This is a genomic window from Streptomyces sp. NBC_00887 (assembly GCF_045207585.1).
This window is the reverse complement of the sequence record NZ_CP108788.1, coordinates 9442726-9465796: the sequence shown is the minus strand read 5'-3', so window position 1 is coordinate 9465796 and position 23071 is coordinate 9442726. Positions and strand designations below refer to the sequence as shown.

Here is a 23071-nt window from a genome sequence, read left to right as displayed (position 1 = left end):
TCCGGCCAAAGCCTAGCCACCGCCGACGGCCCGGGACAGGGCGCGGCAGAGCCCGGCGTCATGCGCCGGGCACCGGCGGGCAGCGGAACGAGTAAGCCATTCAGGCACGCCATGTATCCATACGCTCACCTTGCGTGGCAGCGGGCGGTCATCGCCCATAGCTTCGGCTCATGAGGAAAAGACACATCAAATGCCTGGTAGGCGTCACTGTCATCACGGCTACGGCGATGGGCGCGGCAGTGGTTCCGTCCTCGGCAGCCGCACCGCGCGAGCACGTGGTCCGGCCAGGCGGTTCGATCCAGAAGGCGGTGAACGCCGCAGGACCCGGCGGCACCGTCGTCGTCCTGCCCGGTACCTATCGCGAGAGCGTCCTGATCACGAAGCCGGGACTGACGCTGCGCGGCACAGGTGGCCGGACCGTCATCATGCCGGCGAAGGCGACCAAGAAGACCAAGGCCGCCAACACGTGCGCGGCGGGCGGCAACGGCATCTGCGTCGTGGGCACCAGGACCCGGATCGTCGAGGACGTCCACATCCGGTCCCTGACCGTCTCCGGCTTCAAGAAGAGCGGCATCTGGGCCTCCTGGACCGACGGACTGGCCGTCCACCGGGTGACCGCCAGGAACAACGGCACCTGGGGCGTCGCCCAGGAGCGTTCGACGCGTGGGGACTTCCGGCGCAACACCGCCACCGCCAACGGTGACGCGGGGATCTTCATCGCGAACTCGGTCAGCGAGGAGGGCGGCGCCACCGACACCCGTGGGACCGAGATCCAGAACAACACCCTGCGCGGGAACCGCATCGGCGTCACCGCCCGGCGGGTCAGGAACCTCTTGATCGACGGCAACCTCATCAGCGGCAACTGCAGCGGGGTCTTCGTCGTGGGCGACGAGTCCAAGCCCGCGGCCGGCGCGATGACCGTCAGCGGCAACCGGATCCTCAAGAACAACAAGTTCTGCGCGGCGACCCCGCGGCTGTCGGCCATCCAGGGGTCCGGCATCGTCCTCACCGGCAGCGAGGCCACGGTCGTACGGGGCAACGACATCCGGAACAACGTGGGGGCCACCCCGCTCTCCGGCGGGATCCTGCTGTTCAAGAGTTTCGTGGGCGCCCTCAACACGGACAACGCCATCACGGGCAATCTCGTGCGGGGCAACAAGCCCGCCGACCTGGCCAACAGGGACACCACGGGCAAGGGCAACACCTTCACCAGCAACCGGTGCGGGACGTCCGTACCGGCCGGAATGTGTGCCGAGTAATGGACCACCGCCGTACAAGGAGGAACGAGACGGTATGACCACCGTGAGTCCCACCCCCGACACCACCCCTGTGGCGTCCACCATCGCCGCGCCCTTGGCCCCCACCGCCGCTCCGGCCCCGCCGCCGGCCATGCGGCTGCGGGAGCTGGCGTTCGGGGCGGCCTGCGCCGCAGCCGTCCGGGCGGCGGCCCGGCTGGGCGTCGCCGACGCGCTGGGAGACACGCCCGCCTCGGCGGCGGAGCTCGCCCAGGCCGTGCACACCGAGCCCGTACCGCTGCAGCGGCTGCTGCGCGCGCTGTGCTGCTACGGCATCTTCGGTGAGAACGGGGACGGCAGGTTCGTCCACACGGAGATGTCCCGGCTGCTGCGCGAGGACGATCCGAACAGCCTGCGGTACATCTCGCTGTGGTGCACGGAGCCCTGGACGTGGGAGGTCTGGCCGCGGCTCGACGACGCCGTGCGCTCCGGGACCAGCGTCTTCCCTGAGACGTTCGGCAAGGGCTTCTTCGACTATCTCCACCAGGACGCGGGCGAGTCCGCCCATGTGTTCAACCGCGCCATGACCACGTCCAGCATGCAGTCGGCGCGGGATGTCGCCGAGCTCCTCGACCTCACCGGGGTGTCCTCGGTGGTCGACATCGGCGGCGGCCAGGGGCATGTGCTCGCGAGCCTGTTGGAGAAGCACCCCACGGTCCACGGAACGCTCCTGGACCTGCCCGGTGTCGTCGCGAAGGCGGACCCCCGGCTCCGCGACGGCGGCTCACTGGCGTCGCGCGTGTCGATCGTGCCCGGGGACTGCCGGGAGGACATCCCGGTCGAGGCGGATCTCTACATCATCAAGAACATCCTCGAGTGGGACGACGAGAGCACCCGCAGGACCCTGCGCAACGTGGTCGAAACGGCCCGTCCGGGCGCCCGCGTGGTGATCATCGAGAACCTGGTCGACGACACGCCTTCGATGCGGTTCACCACGGCCATGGACCTGCTGCTCCTCCTCAACGTCGGCGGCGCGAAGCACACGAGGGAGAGCCTGCTCGGCCGGATGTCCGAGGCCGGCCTCCGGGTCGGCGAGGTCCGCCCGGTCAACGCGTATCTCCACGCGTTCGAGTGCGTCGTACCGGACTGACATCCACGACGGACCGCGGTACACGGAGACCGCCCCGGGTCCGGCACCTAGGTGCCGGACCCGGGGCGGTCCTCGGTCGCGTCAGACGCCTTCGCGCTGCCACCGGTAGAACTGCTGGGCCATCGCGTCCTTCGGACCGCGCCAGGTCTGCGGGTCGTAGGGGCTCACGAAGGCGGTGAGCCGGTCGCTGATGGCCTTGAACTCGGGGTGCTGCGTCACCTTGGCGATCTCCGGGCCGGGGGGCCGGTCGGATTCGATCAGGTGCAGGTACACGTCGCCGAACTGGAACAGGGTGCGCCTGTTGACGCCGACGAGGTGGGGAAGCTCGGTGTTGTCGGATTCGGCGAACAACTCGGCGATGTCCGGGGCGGACTCGGGCGCCATCCGGGCGACGATCAGAGCGTGGTGCATCGGGCTGCCTTTCTGGGTACCCGGGACGGCCGGACCCGGTGTCGCGGGCCGGCCGTGGACGGGCACGGCGTCAGTTGGCCGGGACCGAGGCGGAGCGGCGCTCCCGGTCACGCTGTTCGATCTTGTCGCGGATGAGTTCCAGCTGGACGCGGGAGTTGCGGTTGATGTTGTCCGTCATCCACGCGTCGTCGACCGGTGCGTCCGGACGCATCGCGAAGTCCTGGCGCCAGTGCATCCTCGTGCCACCGGGGACCTCCGAGTACTCCCACCGGATGTCCATGTGCTGGAACGGGCCGGGCTCGACACGGCGGGCGTTCACGGTGCGCCCCGGCCGGTCGGTGGTGCGCTCCGAGACCCAGCTCCAGACCTTGCCGTTGTCGTCCGGGTGCATGGTGAGCCGGAACCTCGTCGTCTGGCCCTTCCGCTCGATCACCTCGACGGACGCGTACTCGCTGAACAGCTGCGGCCAGTGCTCGAGGTCGTTCGTCATGTCCCAGACGAGGTCGAGGGGGGCAGCGATGGTGATCTCGTTCTCCGTGTGTCCGGACACTTCAGGCTCCTGTCACGAGGGTGTTGTTGACGAGGTCGAGGAACTCGCCGGGGGTCTTGCAGCGGTCGGCGTCGGCCGGCAGCGGGCGGCCGAACCGGTTCTCGAGCACGGCCACGATGCCGAGCAGGCCGAGCGAGTCCAGGCCGTACTCGTCGAAGGCCGAGCCGGGACGGCTCTCCATCGCCAGCGGGTCGACCGTGAGACCCGCGCCGTTCTTCATGAGCGCGGCCAGTTCCTCGTAGGTCAGTTGAGTGGTCATGCGGGACTCCTTCTCACTGAGGGGTGTCGGTGCAGTGGCGCAGCACGAGCGCCGCGTTCGAGCCCATGAGCCCTCGGCTCAGTACCAGCGCCGTCCGCAGTTCCGCGGGGCGCGCACGGCCGATGACCACGTCGAGGTCGTGGCACACCTCGAAGACGTTGGGCGTCGGCGGGATCAGACCGTGTTCCATCGCGAGTACCGCGGCAGACGTGTCCAGCACGGGTGCTCCGCAGTAGGCGCGGCCGATGCCGGTCTTGGGTGCCGTCACCGGTACGCGCCGACCGTGCGGGCCCAGCGCGTCGGCGATGGCCAGTGCCTCGGCGCGGTCGGCCGAGGGCACACCGAGCGCGTCCGCGAAGACGACGTCGATCTCCTCCGGCGCGCAGCCGGCCTCCTCGAGCGCCCCTTCGATGGCGTGCGCCAGTCCCTCGCGGGACTGTTCCCACCGGGACGCCCCGGTGAAGGTGGCGGCGTGGCCGGCCAGTTCGGCACGGATCCGGGCACCGCGGCCGAGGGCCGCCGTCTCCTCCTCGACGACCAGCATCGCGCCGCCCTCGGCCGGCACGAATCCGCAGGCGTCCGAGGTGAACGGGCGGTAGGCGCGGGTCGGTTCGTCGCAGGTGCTGAGGTCCTCGTAGCCGAGCTGGCAGACGACCGAGTACGGCGCCAGGGGCGCTTCGGCCGCGCCGACGACGACGGCGTCGGTGCCGCGCCGGATGGAGCGTGCTGCGTGCATGAGCGCGTCCAGGCCACCGGCCTCGTCGCTGGCCACGACGGCGCACGGCCCCTTGAAGCCGCCGCGGATCGATATCTGACCGGTGCTGGCGGCGTAGAACCAGGCGATGGACTGGTACGGGCCGACGTAGCGGGAGCCCTGCCCCCACAGCCGCTGCAGTTCACGCTGGCCGAACTCGCCGCCGCCTGACCCTGCGGCGGTCACCACGCCCACGCTGAACGGGGCGCTCTCGTAGTCGGCGCGGCCGAGCCGTGCGTCGTCCAGGGCCAGATCGGCGGCCGCCATCGCGTAGTGCGTGAAGCGGTCGGTCTGGACGAGGTAACGCTCCTCGATGAACGCGACCGGGTCGAAGTCCCTGACTTCGCCCGCGACGCGCAGCGGCAGGTTCTCGCAGCCCTCGCGGGAGACCAGGTCGAGGACGCTGACGCCTTCCTGCGTCTGTTTCCAGAAGGCACCGGCGCCGGTCCCGTTGGGGGCGACGACACCGATCCCCGTAATGACGGATCGCCGGTGTGACCGGGTACTCATGGGGTCCTCCCGCCTGTTCGGGTCAGAGCGACGGCGGACTGGAATCCGCCGAACCCGCTGCCGACCGAAAGCACGCTGCGCAGCTTCAGGGGCCGTGCGGTGCGCGGCACGTAGTCGAGGTCGCACTCGGGGTCCGCGGTCTCGTAGTTGGCCGTCGGCGGAACCGTCTGGTGCTCGATGGCCAGTACGCACGCGGCGATCTCGATGGCGCCGATGGCGCCGAGCGAGTGGCCGACCATGGACTTGATCGAGCTCATCGGCACCTTGTACGCGTGTGCGCCCAGGGCCCGCTTCACCGCTGCCGTCTCGTGCCGGTCGTTCTGCTTGGTGCCCGAGCCGTGCGCGTTGACGTAGTCGACCTGCGAGGCGTTGATCCGACCGTGCGCGAGGGCGGTGTTGATGGCCTCGGCCATCTCGAGGCCTTCGCCGGTCAGACCGGTCATGTGGTAGGCGTTGCCGAAGGTGGCGTAGCCCGATATCTCGCAGTAGACGGTCGCCCCGCGGGCACGGGCGTGTTCGAGCTCCTCGAGTACGAGGACGGCGCCGCCCTCGCCCATGACGAAGCCGTCCCGGCGGGCGTCGAACGGCCGGGAAGCGTGCTCCGGGTCGTCGTTGTTCGCCGAGGTCGCCTTGATCGCGTCGAAGCACGCCACCGTGATGGGGGTGATGGGGGTGTCCGACGCACCGGCGATGCACACGTCGACCCGGCCTTCCTCGATGGAGTGGAAGGCGTACCCGATCGCGTCGAGGCCCGAGGTGCAGCCCGTGGAGACGGTCTGTACGGGCCCGTGGGCGCCGACCTCCTCGGCCACGGCCGAGGCGAGGGTGCTGGGCGAGAAGGCCCGCTCCAGGTGGGCGCCCGCCGGCCGGTGGTCGACGTCCCAGCGCTTGCCGCTCCCGCTGACGGCGACGTAGTCGTGCTCGAGGCGGGTGGTGCCCCCGACCGCGGTGCCGAGGGACACCCCGATGCGCCAGGGGTCCTCCTTCTCGGGGTCGAGTCCGGCGTCGCTCAGCGCCTCCCGGGCGGCAACCAGGGCGAACTGGACGTACCGGTCCGATCGTGCGACCAGGTCCGCGTCGAGGCCGTGGGCCGCAGGATCGAAGTCGCACTCGGCGGCGATGCGCGAGCGGAAGGCCGCCGGGTCGAACAGGGTGATGCCTCGGGTCGCTGTACGTCCGTTGGAGAGGAGGTCCCAGAACGCCGGGACTCCGATGCCGCCGGGTGCGACGACTCCGACTCCGGTGACGGCCACACGACGGGTCATGACGCAGCCTCCGTTCGTTCTGGCGGGGCTCCGCGCTCGGCTACGTCCGTGTGTTCGGTGTCCACGTGCCCGAGCTCCGGGCGCGGGGCGAGCGGACCGAGGTGGAAGACCATGCGCGCTTCCACGTCGCCCACGTTGCGGAAGCGGTGGCGGACGTGCGGGGGGATCAGCAGCCCCTGGTCGGGCCGCATCGCGTGCGGCTCTCCGTCCAGGTCCACTTCGAGGAGTCCTTCCACGACGTACACGAATTCCTCGGAGTACGGGTGGTAGTGCTCGCCGATGCGCTCACCCGGGCCGACGATGGCCAGCCCCATGAAGCCGCTGGTGGCGCCCACGGCGGTCGGTGTGAGCAGGGCGCGCAGGTCGCCTCCGCGCCTGCGGTTGGGCTGAGTCTCGCTGAGGTCCACGATGCGAGGCCGGTGCGTGGTCATGACTGCTCTCCTCCAGGCGCGTTGTGCGGTGTGACGGCAGCCCGGGGCGGTACCCGGTGCTGCCGGTTAAGCCGTTCAGGACTCGGTGGCCCGACGGTCGGTGATCAGGCTCATCTCTGCCTGGGCGAGGAAACGCGCGGCCTCCTGGTCGGTCGTCGGCATGCCGTTGGCACCGCCGTCGAGCAGCCGGCCGAGCATGGCCGCCTTGCGGTTGCCGCCGATGCCGAGCGCCTGGGCGGGCTGGGCGTCGAACGGGCCGCTCACTTCGAGGAGCCGCACCACGATGTCGTCGCGCTGGAAGATGGTGCTGCTCTCGATGGGGCTGGCGACGTCGTCCGCGGCCTCCTCGTCCTGGCCTGCGAGCAGCCGGGCCAACGCCATGCCGCAGCCTTCCTTGGCCTGGTAGAACAGCGCGTGCCGCTGGACGTCCGCGGCGGCGTGACGGCCGGCCTTCACGTGGTGCACGGTCGGGAGTGCGGCCCGGGTGAAGAACATCCGTGCGGAGTCGGGGTCGCTGAGGTCGCGGTCCTGCTCCAGGTACGGGTTGATGGCCTCTTCGAGAGCCCTGACCTCGGGCTGGCGCGAGACGTGGCGCAGCGCCGCCATCAGGTCGCCCTCGACCTCCACCGCTCGCACGACACGGTTCCCGTGCATGAAGAGCGAGGTACGGCACAGCCGGGTGTTCTCGTCGACGCGTGCCTGCGGGGAGTCGTAGTCGGCGAGGATCTTCGCGACCATCTCCTCCGTTCCCGGCTTCACCGTGAAGGTGAGCGCGTGGCGTACCACGCCGTCACCCAGACGCGGGGTGGCCTGGAGGCGGCCCTTGGCCGGATCGGGGGTCCGCTGCTCGAACGCGACGCCGGTCTCGCGCAGCACGCTGAAGCGGAGGGAGCGGGTGTCGCGCACGCAGCTGTGCAGCGGCTGCACCGTCGCGACGTGCTCCTCGCTGTTCACCCAGGCGAGGAAGGGCGGGGCGCTCTCCCACTCGCTGGTGATGAGCCACTGCGAGGGGTTCTCGATGGACTGGCACAGCTGGTCGCTGATGTGCCCGGGGATCGAGGCCACCTGGTTCCGCATGTGCTCGTACGCCTCGAGGAACTGGTTCTGGGCGCCGTCGTGCAGGTCCAGCAGCAGTATGACCCGGAGCCTCGAACCGTCGAAGGCGGACTGCGATATGCGTTCCGAGAGGGTTGTCATCTTTCGCTCTCCTTCGAGACGGATCGGCGGCCACGTCCCGTGGTCCCTCGTCATCCGTCGGTTTCGGGAAGCGGAGCAGGTCCTGCCCGCTGATGCGTGTTGTCGCCCCGCATCGCGAGTTCGCTCCCGCGACTGATCGTGGAACGCTGGTACGGGCGGCGCGAGATTTATGAACCGTTCAGGTGAGGCGGTGACCGAAGCCTCGGCACAAGGGCATGGACACTGCATCCGTCCCGCGTCCGAGCTGGAGCAACTGATGAACGAGAAGACCGACCTCCGCGTACCAGTCCTCATCGTGGGCGGCTCCCTGGTGGGCCTGTCCGCCTCCCTCTTCCTGAGCCGGCTCGGCGTCCGCCACCTGCTCGTCGAGAAGCACGCGAACACGTCGACCCACCCCCGCGGGCGCGGCAACAACGTCCGCACCATGGAGCTGTTCCGCACCGCCGGTGCCGAGCAGCTGATCCGGGACGCCGCCTCGGTGCTCGAGGACAACCACGGCATCCTCCAGGCGGGGTCGCTCACCGGGGACGACCAGGAGTGGCTGTTCAAGGAGATCGACCCGGGTGGCGGTCTCGCCCGGTTCAGCCCGAGCGGCTGGTGCCTGTGCAGCCAGAACGACCTGGAGCCCGTGCTGGTCACCCATGCCCGTGACCAGGGCAGCGAGCTGCGGTTCTCCAGCGAGCTGCTCACCTTCGAGCAGGACACGGACGGCGTGACCGCTGTGGTGAAGGACCGGGAGACCGGGGAGCACACCACGGTGCGGGCGGACTACCTCGTCGCCGCCGACGGGCCCCGCAGCCCGATCCGGGAGCAGCTGCGCATCGGTCAGTCGGGGCCCGGCGATCTGTTCCACAACGTGAGCATCACCTTCCGGTCCCGGCAGCTCGCCTCGGTCGTGGGCGACCGGCGCTTCATCGTCTGCTACCTGACCGACCCGGAGGCGGACGGGGCACTGCTTCCGGTGGACAACGAGGAGCAGTGGGTCTTCCACGCGCCGTGGCAGCCGGACCGGGGCGAGACGCTGGAGGACTTCAGCGACGAGCGGTGCGCGGAGCACATCCGCAGGGCGGTCGGAGCGCCCGGTCTCGACGTCGAGATCACGGGCAAGGCACCGTGGCACGCGGCGGAGCGGGTCGCGGAGCGTTACGGGGTGGGCAGGGTCTTCCTTGCCGGTGACTCGGCCCACGAGATGTCCCCCACCGGTGCGTTCGGTTCGAACACCGGTATTCAGGACGCGCACAACCTGGCGTGGAAGCTGGCTGCGGTGATCTCCGGCGAGGCGGGTCCCGGACTCCTCGGGACGTACGAGGCGGAGCGCCTGCCGGTGGCGAAGGCCACGAGCGCCCGCGCGTCGGCCCGTTCGGGGGAGCACAGTCACCCGGGTTACGCCGGGGCACCCGGTCCGACCGGCGGGCGCAAGGGCGGCATGCTCACGGTCGCGCTCGGATACCGCTATCTCCGGGGTGCGGTGCTGGGCACGGACACCGACCTGCCGGTGGTACCCGAGGGCATGGGTCTGACGGGCGAACCCGGCACGCGTGCACCACACTTGTGGGTCGACCGGGGCGGGGTGCGCCTGTCGACCCTGGATCTGTACGAGCGGTCGTTCGTGCTCCTGTGCGACGCGGGCCACCCGGAATGGCGAGCGGCGGCTGTCCGGGCGGCGGAGCGCCTGAAGGTCCGCCTGGACGCCTTCACGATCGGTGCGGGCACGGGTGCCGATCTGCAGCCCGCGAACGAGGCGGACTGGAGTGCTGCCCACGGCACGAGCCCCGAGGGTGCGGTGCTCGTGCGCCCCGACGGCTTCGTGGCCTGGCGGTCCGAGGGCGGCGTGACCGACGCGGAGGCGACTCTGTACGAGGCGCTGACGACGCTGCTCCACCGCGACTGAGCGATTGCGGGCGCGCCTCGCCCGCCGCATCTCACCCGACACCGAACGACCTCAGGGCGGTGAGGAAGGCGTCTGGGTTGTCGTGGTGCACGAGATGCCCGGCGTCGACGCGGACGTACCGCCCGCCGGGTATCCGGCGGGCCATCCACGCCAGTTGTTCCTGGTCGATGTGGCTGCGGGATCCGCCGACCACGAGCGTGGGGGCGGTGATCTCGCCCAGGCGCTCCCGTACCGCCGGATCGGGGGCGTTCAGCTGGGTGTCGATGGCGCCCACCACCGGCCAGTCGAAGCCGAGTTCTCCGGCGGGCCGCTCGGCCGGTGCGCGGGGCGGGTCGAGCGGGAGCATGGGCGGGGCGTCCTCGATGACGAGTCCGCCGATCAGCCCCGGGTACTGCTCGGCGAGCATCAGAGCCGCCGCGCCGCCCATCGAGTGCCCGACCACGACGGCGCCGGCCAGATTGCGGACCTCCAGGAACGCGTGCAGGTCGTCGCGGAAGAACTCGAAGGAGTAGCGGCCGGGCCAGTCGCTGAGTCCGTGGCCCCGGAAGTCGAGTGCGTACACCCGGTGCCGTACGGCGAGCCGTTCGGCGATTCCCGTCCAGTCCAGGCTGTTGCCGCCCCGTCCGTGGGCGAGCACGACGGGCGGGGACGCGGGATCGCCCCAGGTGCGGTGGGCGAGCCGGTTCCCGCCTGCGTACACGCTGCTGACCCCGGGGTCGAGGAAGGCGGTGACGGTGCGGACGAAGGAGCCGGGGTCGTCCATCCACGGGTAGTGTCCGGCGCCCCGTTGGACGACGAGCTCGCCGTGCGGGAAGAGCGCGGCGAGCTCGGCCGCGCGGTCGGGGCTGGGGCCGCCGTCGTACTCCCCGGCGACGACGAGTACCGGCGCCTCCAGCTCCCGCAGGGCTTCCACGACGGCAGCGGTCTCCAAGCCGTCCTGCGGATAGTGGAGCGACCGCGCCTCGGCATTGGTCTGGGCGGCGGCTTCGGCGGCGTGTGCCCGGGCACCGGCGTCCCATCGCCCGTAGGTGAACGGCAGTGTGGCTGCCCAGACGCCGGCCGTGGCGCGCCCGGCCCAGACCTCCTCCAGCGCGGCCCTGGCCTCGGCGTACCAGGGCTCCTGGCTGCGCAGTTCGGAGGCTTGGCGCCAGTCCTCGTCGGTGACGGGGATACCGGTGGCACGTGTGCTGGGGGTGACGAGGGTGAGGGTACGCAGTCTCTGCGGGTACTTCGCGGCGTAGAGGGCCGCGAGGCTACCGGACGCGGAGTGGGCCAGCAGATCGATCCGTTCGAGGCCGAGGTGCGTACGAAGGGCCTCGACGTCGTCGACGATCCGGTCGCAGCGGTACGTCGACGGGTCCTCCGGGACTGCGGAGTCCCCGGTGCCGCGCAGATCGAGGAGGACCAGTCGGCGCACCCGGGAGAGTCCGCCGAGGTCCCCGAGGTAGCGGGCGGCCCGCATCGGGCCGCCGGGCAGGCAGATCAGCAGAGGGCCGTCACCCACGAGGTGGTAGGCCAGTTCGGTCCCGTCGTACGTGCGGAAAGTCGGCATGCCCGACATCCAGACAGGGCAGGCGGGCGGCTGCGGGCGCGTACGCACAGAGCGATCAGGCGGGCACGCTGCCCGCGAGGAGCCGGGCGGCCGCCTGTCCGGCCTGGTGTGCGGGATCGGGCGTTCCCGAGATGGCCGCGGTGACGATCGCACCCTCGGCGAGCAGCACGTACGCGGCAGCGGATTCCTCCGGCCCGCCCGCGGCCACGACGAGTCCGGTGACGTAGGTGCGGAATGCGTCCTTGTGGTGGCGTGCGATGTCGGCGACACCGGAGTCGACGGCTCCGAGTTCGCCGAAGCCGTTGACGAAGGCGCAGCCGCGGAAGCCCGGCTCGGAGAACCACTGGTGGAGCCAGTCGTACACGGCGAGGACCCTGTCCCGCGGTGCGGGGCGTGCGGCGACGTACGCGGCAAGCCGCGCGCGCCAGCGGGTGTCCCGGGCTTCCAGGCAGGCGCGGACGAGTGCCGACTTGGAGGGGAAGAGTCCGTACAGGCGCTTGAGCGAAACGCCCGAGGTGGCCCGGATGTCGTCCATGCCGACCGCCTGGATGCCCCGCTCGTAGAACAGGTGCTCCGCGGCCTCCAATGCCGCGGTCCGTGCCTGCGCGAGATCCACCGAGACTCCCCTTGCGTGAGAACGTACGTTCTCCTACAGTACGGCAGCACGAGGGGAGAACGATCGTTCTCCCCTTCTGTCGAAGGAGATCCCATGACCGCAGAGCCGCTGGTCCCGCCGTTCACACGGGAATTCGCGGTCCAGAAGGTCCGTCGCGCGGAGGACGGCTGGAACACCCGCGACCCGGAGAAGGTCGCGCTCGCCTACACACCTGATTCGCGCTGGCGCAATCGCTCCGAGTGGGTCACCGGCCGCAGGGAGATCGTCGCCTTCCTCACCCGCAAGTGGGCCCGGGAGCTGGACTACCGGCTCGTCAAGGAGCTGTGGGCGCATGACGGCGACCGGATCGCCGTGCGCTTCGCCTACGAGTGGCACGACACCACGGGGCGGTGGTACCGCTCCTTCGGCAACGAGAACTGGGAGTTCGACGCCGGCGGCCTCATGCGCGTGAGGCACGCGTCCATCAACGACGTGCCGATCAAGGAGTCCGAACGGCGTTGTCACTGGCCGCTGGGCCGCAGGCCCGACGATCACCCCGGACTCACCGATCTGGGCTTCTGACCGGGCACATCTCCCGAGGAACGTCACCCCTCTTGCCATGGCGTCGGCATCCTGAATTACTACTCCCAGGGACATCGACCGAACGATCGGTCGTCTGCTTCGGCGAGAGGATCATCCGCATGACGGCTCTGCTGGACGCTGCCGAGCGGCTCGGCCGCGACGAACTGGAGGCGCTGCAGCTGGAACGGCTCCGGGGCACGCTGCGGCACGCGTACGACAACGTCGGTTTCTACCGGGCGGCCTTCGACAAGGCCGGCCTGCGGCCCGAGGACTGCCGTACGCTCGCCGACCTCGCCCGTTTCCCGTTCACCGTCAAGGCAGACCTGCGGGACAACTACCCCTTCGGGATGTTCGCCGTCCCCGAAGAGCGGGTACGGCGCATCCACGCGTCCAGCGGGACGACCGGCCGGCCGACCGTGGTCGGGTACACGGAGCGCGATCTGGACACCTGGGCGGACGTGGTCGCCCGGTCGATCAGGGCCGCGGGCGGGCGCCCGGGGCACAAGGTCCATGTGGCCTACGGGTACGGGCTCTTCACCGGCGGACTCGGGGCGCACTACGGGGCGGAGCGCCTCGGCTGCACCGTCATTCCCGCGTCCGGCGGCATGACGGCCCGCCAGGTTCAGCTGATCCAGGACTTCCGTCCCGAGATCATCATGATCACGCCCTCGTACATGCTGACCCTGCTGGACGAGTTCGAGCGCCAGGGGGTCGATGCCCGTACGACGTCGCTGAAGGTCGGCATCTTCGGCGCCGAGCCGTGGACCGAGCAGATGCGCCGCGAGATCGAGGAGCGGTTCGCCATCGACGCGGTCGACATATACGGGCTGTCCGAGGTGATGGGCCCGGGTGTCGCGCAGGAGTGCGTGGAGACCAAGGACGGGCTGCACATCTGGGAGGACCACTTCTATCCGGAGGTCGTCGATCCGTTCACCGGCGAGGTGCTGCCGGACGGCGAGGAGGGCGAGCTGGTGTTCACCTCGCTCACCAAGGAGGCCATGCCGGTGATCCGTTACCGGACCCGTGATCTGACGCGGCTGCTTCCCGGTACGGCGCGGGCCTTCCGGCGGATGGAGAAGGTCACCGGGCGCAGCGACGACATGGTGATCCTGCGCGGGGTGAACCTCTTTCCGACGCAGATCGAGGAGATCGTGCTGCGGACGCCGGGGGTGGCTCCGCACTTCCAGCTGCGACTGACCCGCGAGGGCCGCCTGGACGCGCTGACGGTACGCGCGGAGGCGCGGGCCGGGGCCACGACGGACGAACGTGCCGCCGCCGCCCGGTCGATCGCGGCGGCCGTGAAGGACGGGGTCGGGGTGACGGTGGGGGTCGAGATCGTCGATCCGGAGGTGCTGGAGCGGTCGGTCGGAAAGATCAAGCGGATCATCGACCTCAGGGACGCCACCTGAGGTACGGCCCGGTGCGGGCCCGGCCGGTCAGCGGGTCGCCGTCAGAGCGGCGAAGACGACGACATTGCTCCGGTACCCCGACTTCTTCGTGAAGCCCCCACCACAGGTGATCACCCGGATTTCGGGGCGGGCCGACGGGCCGTAGACCTTCTTGTCCGGGAAGTTCTTCTTGTCGTAGGACTCGACGGCGTAGACCGTGAACACGGCGGTGCGCAGGTCCGCCCGGATGACCTCGATCGTGGCGCCCTTGCGGACGGATCCCAGCCGGTGGAAGACGCCGGGTCCGACACGGGTGTCCACGTGTCCGGCGGTGATGGCGGTGCCCACGGCGCCGGGAGCGGTGCCGTCGGCGTACCAGCCGGCCAGGACCGGGTTGTCGTCCGGCGGAGGCTGCAGCGCCCCTGCCGCGTCGAGGGCCAGCCGGGCCACCGGGGCGTCCACGCCGGCGGCGGGGATACGCAGCCGGACCGGGTCCGACGGCGGGAGCGGGTGGACGGTGGGCCGCGCGGCCGGGGCGCTGGGGCTCGGAGACGGGGTGGGAGTCACGGGGGCCGTGGTCACCGGTGCGGGCGTGGCCGGCAGGGGGCGCAGGGGGGCCGGACGTACGGGTGGCCGGGGTGCGAGCTCAGGTGGCACGGGGGCGGGGCTCACGTAGGCGGGCACCGCTCGGGTGGCACCTACCGGATCCGTGTAGGCCTGGGAGATCGCCGGTCGCGCGGGAGGGGCGGCAGCCGGCGCCGGAGCGCTGCGGACGGGCGCGGGAAATGCGGGAGCCGCGACGGCCTGTGTGGCCGGCGGCTGCGGTGGGGTGTCGTCCCGCATTCCGCTGATCACGAGCGCGGTGCCCGCGACCAGGGCCCAGACAAGATGCTTGACCGCGGGGAACGACTGCGGTGACGTGCTGGACCTGCGCCCGGTTTCCATCTCGTGTGCCTCTGCTTCGCAGCGGTTGAGTTACTGGGGATGCCCGCGGGCCCCCGGGCCGGTACGGCGTCCGGGGCCCGCGGACAGGACACGGCCGCCATCGGGACACGACCGCGGTCGGACACGACCGCGGTCGGACACGACCGCGGTCAGGCTTCGACGGCGCTCGCCCGACGGCGCATCCTGACCACACCTCCGGCCAGCGCACCGGCCAGCAGCACGCTTCCCGCGGCGAGCTGCGTGCCCTTGTCCGTGGGAGCACCGAAGCCGGCGTCGACACCGCCGCTCGGAGCGCCCCCGCCGCTCGGGGCACCACCGCCGTTCTGGGCACCACCGCCGCTCTGGACGCGGTCGGCGATCCGGTACGTATCGGTGATCATGATCCGCGGCGGACACTTCACGATCACGGTGTCGGTACGGGCGACCGTCCCCGCCGGAATCTCGAACACGCCGACGAGCGTGCCCTTGCGTTCACCCGCGAAGAGGTGGAACGCCCCTCCGACCTCCGACGTGCCCTTGCCGTAGGTCTCTTTGCCGCATGCCCGGGTACTGACCGTGACCTGGGAACCGGGCGTTGCCCTGCCTGGGCTGATGCGGATGCTGGGCTCGGCGGCGGGTCCGACGGCGGCGACCGCGGCCGGGGCCGAGAGCCCGAGGGCACCGACGATCAGACAGATACCCGCACCGACGCGTGTGTTGCGCATGAGGATCCTCCTACGGGAGCAGGGTCCGGCCTGTCTGCGCGGCACCTCTGCTGTGCTCCGCTCCCGAGGCAACCGACAGTCCGTCACCTCCGCAACATGACATGTCGCCACATACGTCACCCGGCCAGGCGCAGAAGGCCGCCCCTGCGTGATCGTTTACGCAGGTCACCGAAGCGGAGGCAGGGACGGCGGAGGAACCGGCCGGCGGACGGCGAACGGGCTAAGCGCGGCAGGTGACCCGACCGTCCCGGAGCGCCCGCCGCCTACTCCCCCGGCCCCAGGGTCCGGCTGCCGGAAAACCGGTCCCTCAGCTCCCTCTTGAGGATCTTTCCGCTGGCGTTGCGCGGCAGCCCGTCCACGAAGAGGACCCTCTTCGGCGCCTTGAAGTGGGGGAGCTTCTCGCGGGCGTGCGCGATCAGTTCGGGCTCGGTGACCTCGCCACGCAGTACGACGATCGCGGTGACGGCCTCGATCCAGCGCTCGTCGGGCAGCCCCACGACAGCCGTCTCGGCCACTGCCGGATGGGTGTAGAGGACATCCTCCACCTGTCGTGAGGCGATGAGCACGCCTCCGGAGTTGATGACGTCCTTCACCCTGTCGACGACGGTGAAGTAGCCCTGCGCGTCGCGGACGGCGAGGTCGCCGGAGTGGAACCAGCCGTCGCGGAACGCCTCGGCGGTCTCCTCAGGCTTGTCCCAGTAGCCCTGGCACAGTTGCGGGGAGCGGTACACCACTTCGCCTGCCGTTCCGTCAGGCACGTCCTTGCCGTGCTCGTCCACCACCTTCGCCTCGACGAAGAGCACAGGCCGCCCGCACGATTCCATCCGGCCCTCGTGCTCGTCGGGGCCGAGGACGGTGGCGAGCGGGCCGATCTCGCTCTGCCCGAAGCAGTTGTAGAAGGCCAGCCCGGGCAGCCGCTCGCGCAGCCGTTCCAGTACGGGCACCGGCATGATCGAGGCACCGTAGTACGCCTTGCGCAGGGCACCGAGCTCCCGGGTGCCGAAGTCCGGGTGGTTGGCGAGGCCGATCCAGACGGTGGGCGGGGCGAAGAGGCTGTCCGCCTGCCCTGCCTCGACCAGGTCGAAGATCCGGTCCGCGTCCGGGGCGTCGAGAATGGTGTTCTCGGCGCCCACCGCGAGGTACGGCAGCAGGAACACGTGCATCTGCGCGGAGTGGTAGAGCGGCAGCGAGTGCACGGGCCGGTCGGTGGCGCGCAGGTCGAGCGCGGTGACGGCGCTGACGTACTCGTGGACCAGGGCGCCGTGCGTCATCATCGCGCCCTTGGGCCGGTCCGTGGTGCCCGAGGTGTACAGCAGCTGGACCAGGTCGTCGGCGCCGGGTGCGCGGTCGGGAGTGAAAGGGCGCCGGGTGTCCAGTTCGCCGAGGAGGGAGTCCGGTGCGTCGCGCAGTGCGCGTACGGCGTGTCCCTCCGGGATGCGCGAAGCCAGGTCGGGATCGGTGAGGACGAGGGAGCTGCCGGACTGTTCGAGGATGTACGCCAGGTCGTCGCCGGTGAGGTTCTGATTGACCGGCACGTGGACCAGCCCCGCCCTGGCGCAGGCCAGGTAGGCGATCAGATAGACATCGGAGTTGTGGGCGAAGGAGGCGACCCGGTCACCGGGACGCAGTCCGTGTGCGCCGGTCAGCACCGCGGCGGCCGTGCTCACCGACGCGTCGAGGGCGGCATAGGTCCAGGACCGCCCGGCGTAGCGGACGGCGATGTGCTCGGGGGTGCGCCGGGCGCTGCGCGCCACGACTCCGTCGACTGTGCTGCTGCGTACACCTGTCATGGCGTGATCCTGGGCGGCCCGCCGCCGGGGGTCAAGGGCCCGGATACCGACCAGCCGGTTGACAGGTGCACGGGTGGGCTGACTGAGTGGCGCGTGGCTGTCCGGGACTACCGGGCAACCGCCTTTCCCACCCGCACAGTTGGGAGGACCCTTGCCCCTCCGTAACCGTCTGAGACTCGTCGCGGTCTCCGGACTCGCCCTGTTCACCGCGGCCGCGTCGCTGCCTCCGGCCGCGGCCCGCACGTCGCCCGAGCACCGCCCTTCGGGCGGCGGACTGTCCGCCGTCATCCGGTACACCGAATACGGCATCCCGCACGTCGTGGCCAAGGACTACGCGGATCTGGGCTTCGGCAACGGCTGGGCCCAGGCCGCCGACCAGCTGTGCGTCCTCGCCGACGGATTCGTCACGGTGCGCGGCGAGCGGTCGGCGTACTTCGGTCAGGACGCCGCCCCCGACGGCTCGTTGTCCTCGGCGACGAAGAACCTCTCCAGCGATCTGTACTTCCGCGGGGTACGCGCGAGCGGCACCGTCGAGAAGCTGCTGAAGGTCCCGGCGCCGGCCGGTCCGAGTCACGACGTCAAGGAGACCATGCGCGGCTGGGCCGCCGGGTACAACGCGTGGATCAAGCAGAACCGGATCACGGATCCGGCCTGCCGGGGCGCCTCCTGGGTGCGGCCCGTCACCACGCTGGACGTGGCCGTCCGGGGCTTCGCGATCTCGGTGCTCGGCGGCCAGGGCCGTGGCATCGAAGGCATCACGGCCGCGCGGCCGCCGTCCTCGGTCCCGGCCGTCCCGGGTGTGTCGCCCGAGGAGGCAGCCGGCGCCGCGCGGCGGCTGCTGTCCACGCAGAACGCCGACATGGGTTCCAACGCCGTCGCCTTCAACGGGTCCACGACGGCCGGTGGGCGCGGGCTGCTGATCGGCAACCCGCACTATCCGTGGCAGGGCGGGCGCCGGTTCTGGCAGTCCCAGCAGACCATTCCCGGCGAGCTCGATGTGGCGGGCGGTTCCCTGCTCGGCTCGACCACGATGTCGATCGGCCACAACAGGAACATCGCCTGGAGCCATACCGTCGCCACGGGGGTCACGCTCAACCTGCATCAGCTGACGCTCGATCCCGCCGATCCGACGGCCTATCTGGTGGACGGCCGGAGCGAGCGGATGACGAAGCGGACGGTCACGGTTCCCGTGAAGGGCGCCGCCCCGGTGACCCGCAGCCAGTGGTGGACCCGCTACGGCCCCGTGGTCACCTCACTGGGGGCGGGGCTGCCGCTGCCCTGGACGGCGACGACCGCGTACGCGCTGAACGATCCCAACGCCTCGAACCTGCGCGCCTCGGACACCTCGCTCGGTTTCAGCAGGGCTCGCAGTACGGCGGACATCGAGTCGGCGCTGCGCCGCACCCAGGGCCTGCCATGGGTGAACACGGTCGCGGCCGACTCCCGGGGGCACTCCTTCTTCTCCCAGTCCCAGGTGCTGCCGAGGATCACCGACGACCTTGCCCAGCGCTGCTCCACCGCGCTGGGCAAGGCCACGTACCCCTCGTCGGGGCTTGCGGTGCTCGACGGGTCGAGGAGCGAGTGCGCGCTCGGATCCGACCCGGACGCGCTCCAGCCCGGCATCTTCGGGCCGGGCAGGATGCCCGTGCTCAAGGACACCCCGTACGTGGAGAACTCCAACGACAGTGCCTGGCTGACCCATGCGCAGACACCGCTGACCGGCTACGAGCGTGTCTTCGGCACCATCGGCACACCGCGCTCCATGCGTACCCGCGGTGCGATCGAGGACGTGTCCGCGATGGCGGAGAAGGGCCGGCTGACCGTCGGTGACCTGCAGCTCCAGCAGTTCGCGAACCGGGCGCCCGCCGGTGACATGACGGCCGGTGATCTGGCGCGGGCATGCTCGGCGCTGCCCGGCGGCACCGCGTCCGGCACCGACGGTTCGCCGGTCGACGTGTCGGCGGCGTGCGGCGTGCTGAAGGGCTGGGACCGGACCATGGACACCGCCAGCGCCGGAGCCCTGCTCTTCGACCGCTTCTGGCGCAGGGCAACCGCGACGGTCCCCGCCGACAAGCTGTGGAAGGTGCCGTTCTCCGCTGCCGATCCGGTCCGCACCCCGAACACCCTGAACACCTCGGCGCCCGGGATCGCCGCGGCACTGGCCGACTCGGTGGCCGAGCTGCGGGCGGCGGGGATCGCGCTGGACGCTCCTGTGGGCAGCCATCAGTTCGTCGTGCGCAACGGCAAGCGCATCCCGGTGGGCGGCGGCACGGAGTCGCTCGGCGTCTGGAACAAGACCGAACCCGTGTGGAATGCGGCGGGCGGCGGCTACACGGAGGTGTCGGCCGGTTCCAGCTACATCCAGGTGGTCGGCTGGGACGGCGGTCCGTGCCCGGTGGCCAGGACCCTGCTCACGTACTCCCAGTCGTCGAACCCGGCGTCACCGCACTACAGCGACCAGACCCGGTTGTACTCGGGCGAGCGCTGGGTGACGTCGCGGTTCTGCGAGAAGGACATCGCACGCTCACCCGCGCTGCGGGTCGTGCGGGTCCACGAGAGGCGATAGGCCTCGCTCCGTCCGCCCCCATCGGCCCCTGACGCACCGGCAGGACGCGTCAGGGGCTGATCGCCAGGAAGACGAACGCGGCGAAGATGACGAGGTGCACCCCGCCCTGGAGCAGGGTGGCACGCCCAGGCACGACGGTGAGGGCGCCCACCACGACGGTCAGGGCGAGCAGCACCATGTGGGTGGCGCCGAGGCCGAGGTGGAGCGGTCCTTCCAGCCAGATCGAGGCGAGCGCGATGGCCGGGATGGTGAGGCCGATGCTGGCCATCGCCGAGCCGAGGGCCAGGTTGAGGCTGGTCTGCACCCGCTCGCGCCGCGCGGCCCGTACGGCGGCGAGGGTCTCGGGCAGAAGAACCAGCAACGCGATGACGACGCCCACCACCGATTGCGGCATCCCGGCGGCCTCGACACCCGACTCGATGGTCGGCGACACGGCCTTGGAGTCGCCGACGACCGCGACGAGGGCCACCAGGAGCATGACCAGGCTGAGCACGGTCGCACCCCGGCCGGGCAGCGGCGCGGGGTCGTCCTCGGCCTTGCGCGGCCGGCCGTCCTGGGTGAGCGGCAGGAAGTACTCGCGGTGCCGCACGGTCTGTACGGCGACGAACAGTCCGTACAGGAGGAGCGAGGCCACGGCGGCGAAGCCGAGCTGGGCGGAGGAGAACTCGGGGCCGGGCTTTCCGATCGTGAAGGTGGGCAGGACCAAGCTCAGGGTGGCCAGTGTCGCCACTGTCGCCAGTGCGGCGCCCGTGCCCTCGGCGTTGAAGACGGCCACCCGGGTGCGTACGGCCCCGACCAGGAGGGAGAGGCCGACGATGCCGTTGCAGGTGATCATGACGGCGGCGAAGACCGTGTCGCGGGCGAGGGAGGAGGTCTTCGGCCCGCCGTCGACCATGAGAGTGACGATCAGGGCCACTTCGATGACGGTCACGGCGACGGCGAGGACGAGCGAGCCGTAGGGTTCACCGACCCTGTGCGCGATCACCTCGGCGTGGTGGACGGCGGCGAGCACCGCGCCCGCGAGGCACAGGGCCACCACGGCCACGGCCGTCGGGGACAGTTCGCGGCCCCAGCTGAGTACCAGCGCGACGGCCGCGATCACCGGTACCGCAACGGTCCACCGGTTGACCAGGGCCCGGGCCGTCGTGCTCACGTTCATGGCCACAGGCTGCCAGAGGCGACCCGGGAGCGCTCGGTGCCACGGCGCCGGGGCCGGCCGGGAACGCGGGCTCCGCCGTCTTCGCGATCGCCAATGCGTCGCGATCCGCACGCACGCGGTTTCCTGATGTCACGTCAGATTCTTCTGTCCGTCAGAGACGTACGGGACGGCAGGGGTGACAGTAATCTCTGCTTCGGCAGGAAGTTTCAGACTCGGACGAGATTTCGAAAGTTACTTTCGCTCACGTGCTTTCCACTCAAGGGGAAGGGGTTCCGAATGGCCGGGGACGTGTCGGGCAGGGGAATGAGCCGTCGGAGGCTGGGGGGCGGGATACTGGCGCTGGGCGGAGCCCTCGCCCTCGCGCCGATGCCCTTCGCGGGTGCGGCGGTGGCCGCCGGACGCGGGGCGGAGGCGGGCACACAGGCGGGCGCACAGTCGGGAGCTGGTACGGGTATGAGGCCGGGGCAGGGCAGGCCCACACTGCGCCGCGGTTCGGCCGAGCGCGCGGGGCTGCTGTCCGAGCCGCTCGACCAGCTCGTCGCCGATGCCGAGACGTATCTCGCCGACTCCCCCAAGCACCCCTGGTACGCGGGGGCCGTGCTGCTCGCCGGGCGCGGCGGCACCGTGGCCCTGCACCGGCCGATAGGCAAGGCCGTGCGCTACGCGGCGTACGACGAGAAGACCGACACCGGGGTGGAGTTCCCCGCGGACCAGCAGATCGCGATGGCCGAGGACACGGTCTTCGACCTGGCGTCGGTGTCCAAGCTGTTCACCTCGATCCTGGCCGTGCAGCAGATCGAGCGGGGCACGCTGGAGCTCGAGGCGACGGTCGCCTCCTATCTGCCGGACTTCGCGGGCGGCGGCAAGCAGGACATGACCATCCGTCAACTCCTCACCCACACCTCGGGCTTCCGGTCCTGGATCCCGCTCTTCAAGGAGCCGACCAGGGAGGGGAAGCTCCGCCTGCTGTGGAACGAGGTGCCGGCCTCCGCCCCCGGCACGAAGTACCTCTACTCCGACCTCAATCTGATCTCGCTGCAGCTGGTCCTGGAGAAGATCACCGGCCACGCCCAGGACGTGCTGCTCCGCGAGGAGATCACCGCTCCGCTCGGGATGCACCGCACCCGCTACAACCCGCCCGCCTCCTGGAAGCCGAAGATCGCCGCCACCGAGGACGCCCGGCTGCCCTGGTCCGGCCTGGACCGCGGGCTGGTCTGGGGCGAGGTCCACGACGAGAACGCCTTCAGCCTGGACGGGGTCGCCGGGCACGCGGGGGTCTTCTCCTGCGCCTGGGATCTGGCGATCCTGGCCCGTACGCTGCTCAACGGGGGCGTCTACGGCAGGTCCCGGATCCTGTCCGAGGACTCCGTGGAGCTGATGTTCACCGACTTCAACACCGCGTTCCCGGGTGATGAGCACGGCCTGGGCTTCGAGCTCTACCAGCACTGGTACATGGGTGCGATGGCCACGCCGCGCACCGCGGGACACACGGGGTTCACCGGCACCAGTCTCGTCCTCGATCCGACGACGGACTCGTTCCTGATCGTCCTCGGCAACTCGGTGCACCCCGTGCGCAGCTGGCGGTCGGGCAGTGCGCCGCGGGTCGCCGCGGCCAACCGGATGGCGCGCGCCGTTCCTGTCCGTCCCGCCCATGGCCGTACCGCCTGGTTCTCCGGCATGGCGAGCGCCTCGACCGCCACGCTCGCCCTGCCCGCGCTGCGTCCGGCGTCCGCGCACGCGGTGCTGAACTGTGCGCTCTGGTGGGACACCGAGCCGGGCTCGGACTCCCTGCGGCTGGAGGCGTCGTCCGATGCCGGGGCGACGTGGCTGCCCGTGCCGTTCACGACCGTACCGGCGGACGGAACCCGGCCCCCGCAGCCGGAGCCGCACCCGACGGGCTCGGTGTCGGGCTGGTCGGGCCGGGTCTGGCATCGTCTCGAGGCGGATCTGGCCGCCTGGCGCGGCACGGAGGTCCTGCTGCGATGGCGTTACACCACCGACCAGTTGTACGTCGGGCGTGGTGCGTACGTCGACGGTGTACGTGTCCGGGACGGCAGCCGCACGCTCTTCGACGGGAACCGGCCCGGCGACTCCGGCCGCATCGAGGCGACGGGCTGGATCCTCTCCGCCGACTGAG

20 protein-coding genes are annotated in these 23071 nt (G+C 70.8%); 7 read left to right on the top strand and 13 right to left on the bottom strand.

Annotated elements, in window-relative coordinates:
• The first annotated feature begins 170 nt into the window (after positions 1 to 170).
• Positions 171 to 1259, top strand: a complete 1089-nt coding sequence (locus tag OG844_RS43025; RefSeq protein ID WP_406387824.1) for a nitrous oxide reductase family maturation protein NosD — start codon at positions 171 to 173, stop codon at positions 1257 to 1259.
• A 34-nt stretch (positions 1260 to 1293) separates the two neighbouring features.
• Positions 1294 to 2385: a methyltransferase gene (locus OG844_RS43020; RefSeq protein ID WP_406387825.1), complete on the top strand. Its 1092-nt coding sequence runs from the start codon at positions 1294 to 1296 to the stop codon at positions 2383 to 2385.
• 81 nt (positions 2386 to 2466) lie between these two features.
• Here OG844_RS43020 and OG844_RS43015 read toward each other — a convergent pair whose 3' ends face one another.
• The 7 genes from OG844_RS43015 to OG844_RS42985 all read right to left on the bottom strand — a co-directional run bounded on the left by OG844_RS43015 (position 2467) and on the right by OG844_RS42985 (position 7762).
• On the bottom strand, positions 2467 to 2796 hold the full coding sequence (locus tag OG844_RS43015; RefSeq protein WP_406387826.1) for a TcmI family type II polyketide cyclase: 330 nt from the start codon (positions 2794 to 2796) through the stop codon (positions 2467 to 2469).
• 70 nt (positions 2797 to 2866) lie between these two features.
• Positions 2867 to 3346, bottom strand: a complete 480-nt coding sequence (locus OG844_RS43010) for an SRPBCC family protein (RefSeq protein WP_383187178.1) — start codon at positions 3344 to 3346, stop codon at positions 2867 to 2869.
• Position 3347: 1 nt separating this feature from the next.
• Entirely contained in the window at positions 3348 to 3605 is a 258-nt protein-coding gene (locus tag OG844_RS43005; RefSeq protein ID WP_329214410.1) for an acyl carrier protein, read from the bottom strand.
• Positions 3606 to 3618: 13 nt separating this feature from the next.
• Positions 3619 to 4869, bottom strand: coding sequence for a ketosynthase chain-length factor (locus OG844_RS43000; RefSeq protein WP_406387828.1), 1251 nt, complete (start codon positions 4867 to 4869; stop codon positions 3619 to 3621).
• Entirely contained in the window at positions 4866 to 6134 is a 1269-nt protein-coding gene (locus OG844_RS42995) for a beta-ketoacyl-[acyl-carrier-protein] synthase family protein (RefSeq protein WP_406387829.1), read from the bottom strand. The genes OG844_RS43000 and OG844_RS42995 overlap by 4 nt, the downstream gene beginning before the upstream one ends.
• Positions 6131 to 6565, bottom strand: a complete 435-nt coding sequence (locus OG844_RS42990) for a cupin domain-containing protein (RefSeq protein ID WP_406387831.1) — start codon at positions 6563 to 6565, stop codon at positions 6131 to 6133. Before OG844_RS42990 ends, OG844_RS42995 begins: the two co-directional genes overlap by 4 nt.
• A 75-nt stretch (positions 6566 to 6640) precedes the next feature.
• Entirely contained in the window at positions 6641 to 7762 is a 1122-nt protein-coding gene (locus tag OG844_RS42985) for a SchA/CurD-like domain-containing protein (RefSeq protein WP_406387833.1), read from the bottom strand.
• A gap of 256 nt (positions 7763 to 8018) precedes the next feature.
• Here OG844_RS42985 and OG844_RS42980 point away from each other — a divergent pair, with 256 nt between their 5' ends.
• The gene (locus OG844_RS42980; RefSeq protein ID WP_406387834.1) at positions 8019 to 9653 is read left to right on the top strand and encodes an FAD-dependent oxidoreductase; all 1635 of its coding nucleotides are present in this window, start codon (positions 8019 to 8021) and stop codon (positions 9651 to 9653) included.
• Between the two features lie 31 nt (positions 9654 to 9684).
• On the opposite strand, the gene OG844_RS42975 is transcribed toward OG844_RS42980, so the two are convergent.
• Both OG844_RS42975 and OG844_RS42970 read right to left on the bottom strand, forming a co-directional pair.
• A complete protein-coding gene (locus OG844_RS42975) occupies positions 9685 to 11205 on the bottom strand; it encodes an alpha/beta fold hydrolase (RefSeq protein WP_406387835.1) in 1521 nt (506 codons plus the stop codon).
• Positions 11206 to 11260: 55 nt separating this feature from the next.
• Complete coding sequence (locus OG844_RS42970) at positions 11261 to 11821, bottom strand: TetR/AcrR family transcriptional regulator (protein WP_406387836.1); 561 nt, start codon at positions 11819 to 11821, stop codon at positions 11261 to 11263.
• Positions 11822 to 11914: 93 nt separating this feature from the next.
• Here OG844_RS42970 and OG844_RS42965 point away from each other — a divergent pair, with 93 nt between their 5' ends.
• Together OG844_RS42965 and paaK are read left to right on the top strand one after the other, a co-directional pair.
• Positions 11915 to 12382: a DUF1348 family protein gene (locus OG844_RS42965; protein ID WP_406387837.1), complete on the top strand. Its 468-nt coding sequence runs from the start codon at positions 11915 to 11917 to the stop codon at positions 12380 to 12382.
• 119 nt (positions 12383 to 12501) lie between these two features.
• Positions 12502 to 13791, top strand: coding sequence for a phenylacetate--CoA ligase PaaK (paaK, locus tag OG844_RS42960; protein WP_406387838.1), 1290 nt, complete (start codon positions 12502 to 12504; stop codon positions 13789 to 13791).
• A gap of 27 nt (positions 13792 to 13818) precedes the next feature.
• Here the strand turns inward: paaK and OG844_RS42955 are convergent, their stop codons facing one another.
• From OG844_RS42955 to OG844_RS42945, 3 genes are all read right to left on the bottom strand, one after another.
• Positions 13819 to 14715: a class F sortase gene (locus tag OG844_RS42955; protein WP_406387839.1), complete on the bottom strand. Its 897-nt coding sequence runs from the start codon at positions 14713 to 14715 to the stop codon at positions 13819 to 13821.
• Positions 14716 to 14864: 149 nt separating this feature from the next.
• Complete coding sequence (locus OG844_RS42950; RefSeq protein ID WP_406387840.1) at positions 14865 to 15419, bottom strand: sortase; 555 nt, start codon at positions 15417 to 15419, stop codon at positions 14865 to 14867.
• 263 nt (positions 15420 to 15682) lie between these two features.
• On the bottom strand, positions 15683 to 17209 hold the full coding sequence (locus OG844_RS42945) for an acyl-CoA synthetase (RefSeq protein WP_406387841.1): 1527 nt from the start codon (positions 17207 to 17209) through the stop codon (positions 15683 to 15685).
• A gap of 151 nt (positions 17210 to 17360) precedes the next feature.
• Here OG844_RS42945 and OG844_RS42940 point away from each other — a divergent pair, with 151 nt between their 5' ends.
• Positions 17361 to 19775: a penicillin acylase family protein gene (locus tag OG844_RS42940; protein WP_406387842.1), complete on the top strand. Its 2415-nt coding sequence runs from the start codon at positions 17361 to 17363 to the stop codon at positions 19773 to 19775.
• Positions 19776 to 19824: 49 nt separating this feature from the next.
• On the opposite strand, the gene OG844_RS42935 is transcribed toward OG844_RS42940, so the two are convergent.
• Positions 19825 to 20934: a calcium:proton antiporter gene (locus tag OG844_RS42935; protein ID WP_406387843.1), complete on the bottom strand. Its 1110-nt coding sequence runs from the start codon at positions 20932 to 20934 to the stop codon at positions 19825 to 19827.
• A 276-nt stretch (positions 20935 to 21210) separates the two neighbouring features.
• Here OG844_RS42935 and OG844_RS42930 point away from each other — a divergent pair, with 276 nt between their 5' ends.
• Positions 21211 to 23070: a serine hydrolase gene (locus OG844_RS42930; RefSeq protein WP_406387844.1), complete on the top strand. Its 1860-nt coding sequence runs from the start codon at positions 21211 to 21213 to the stop codon at positions 23068 to 23070.
• The last annotated feature ends 1 nt before the right edge of the window (position 23071 follow it).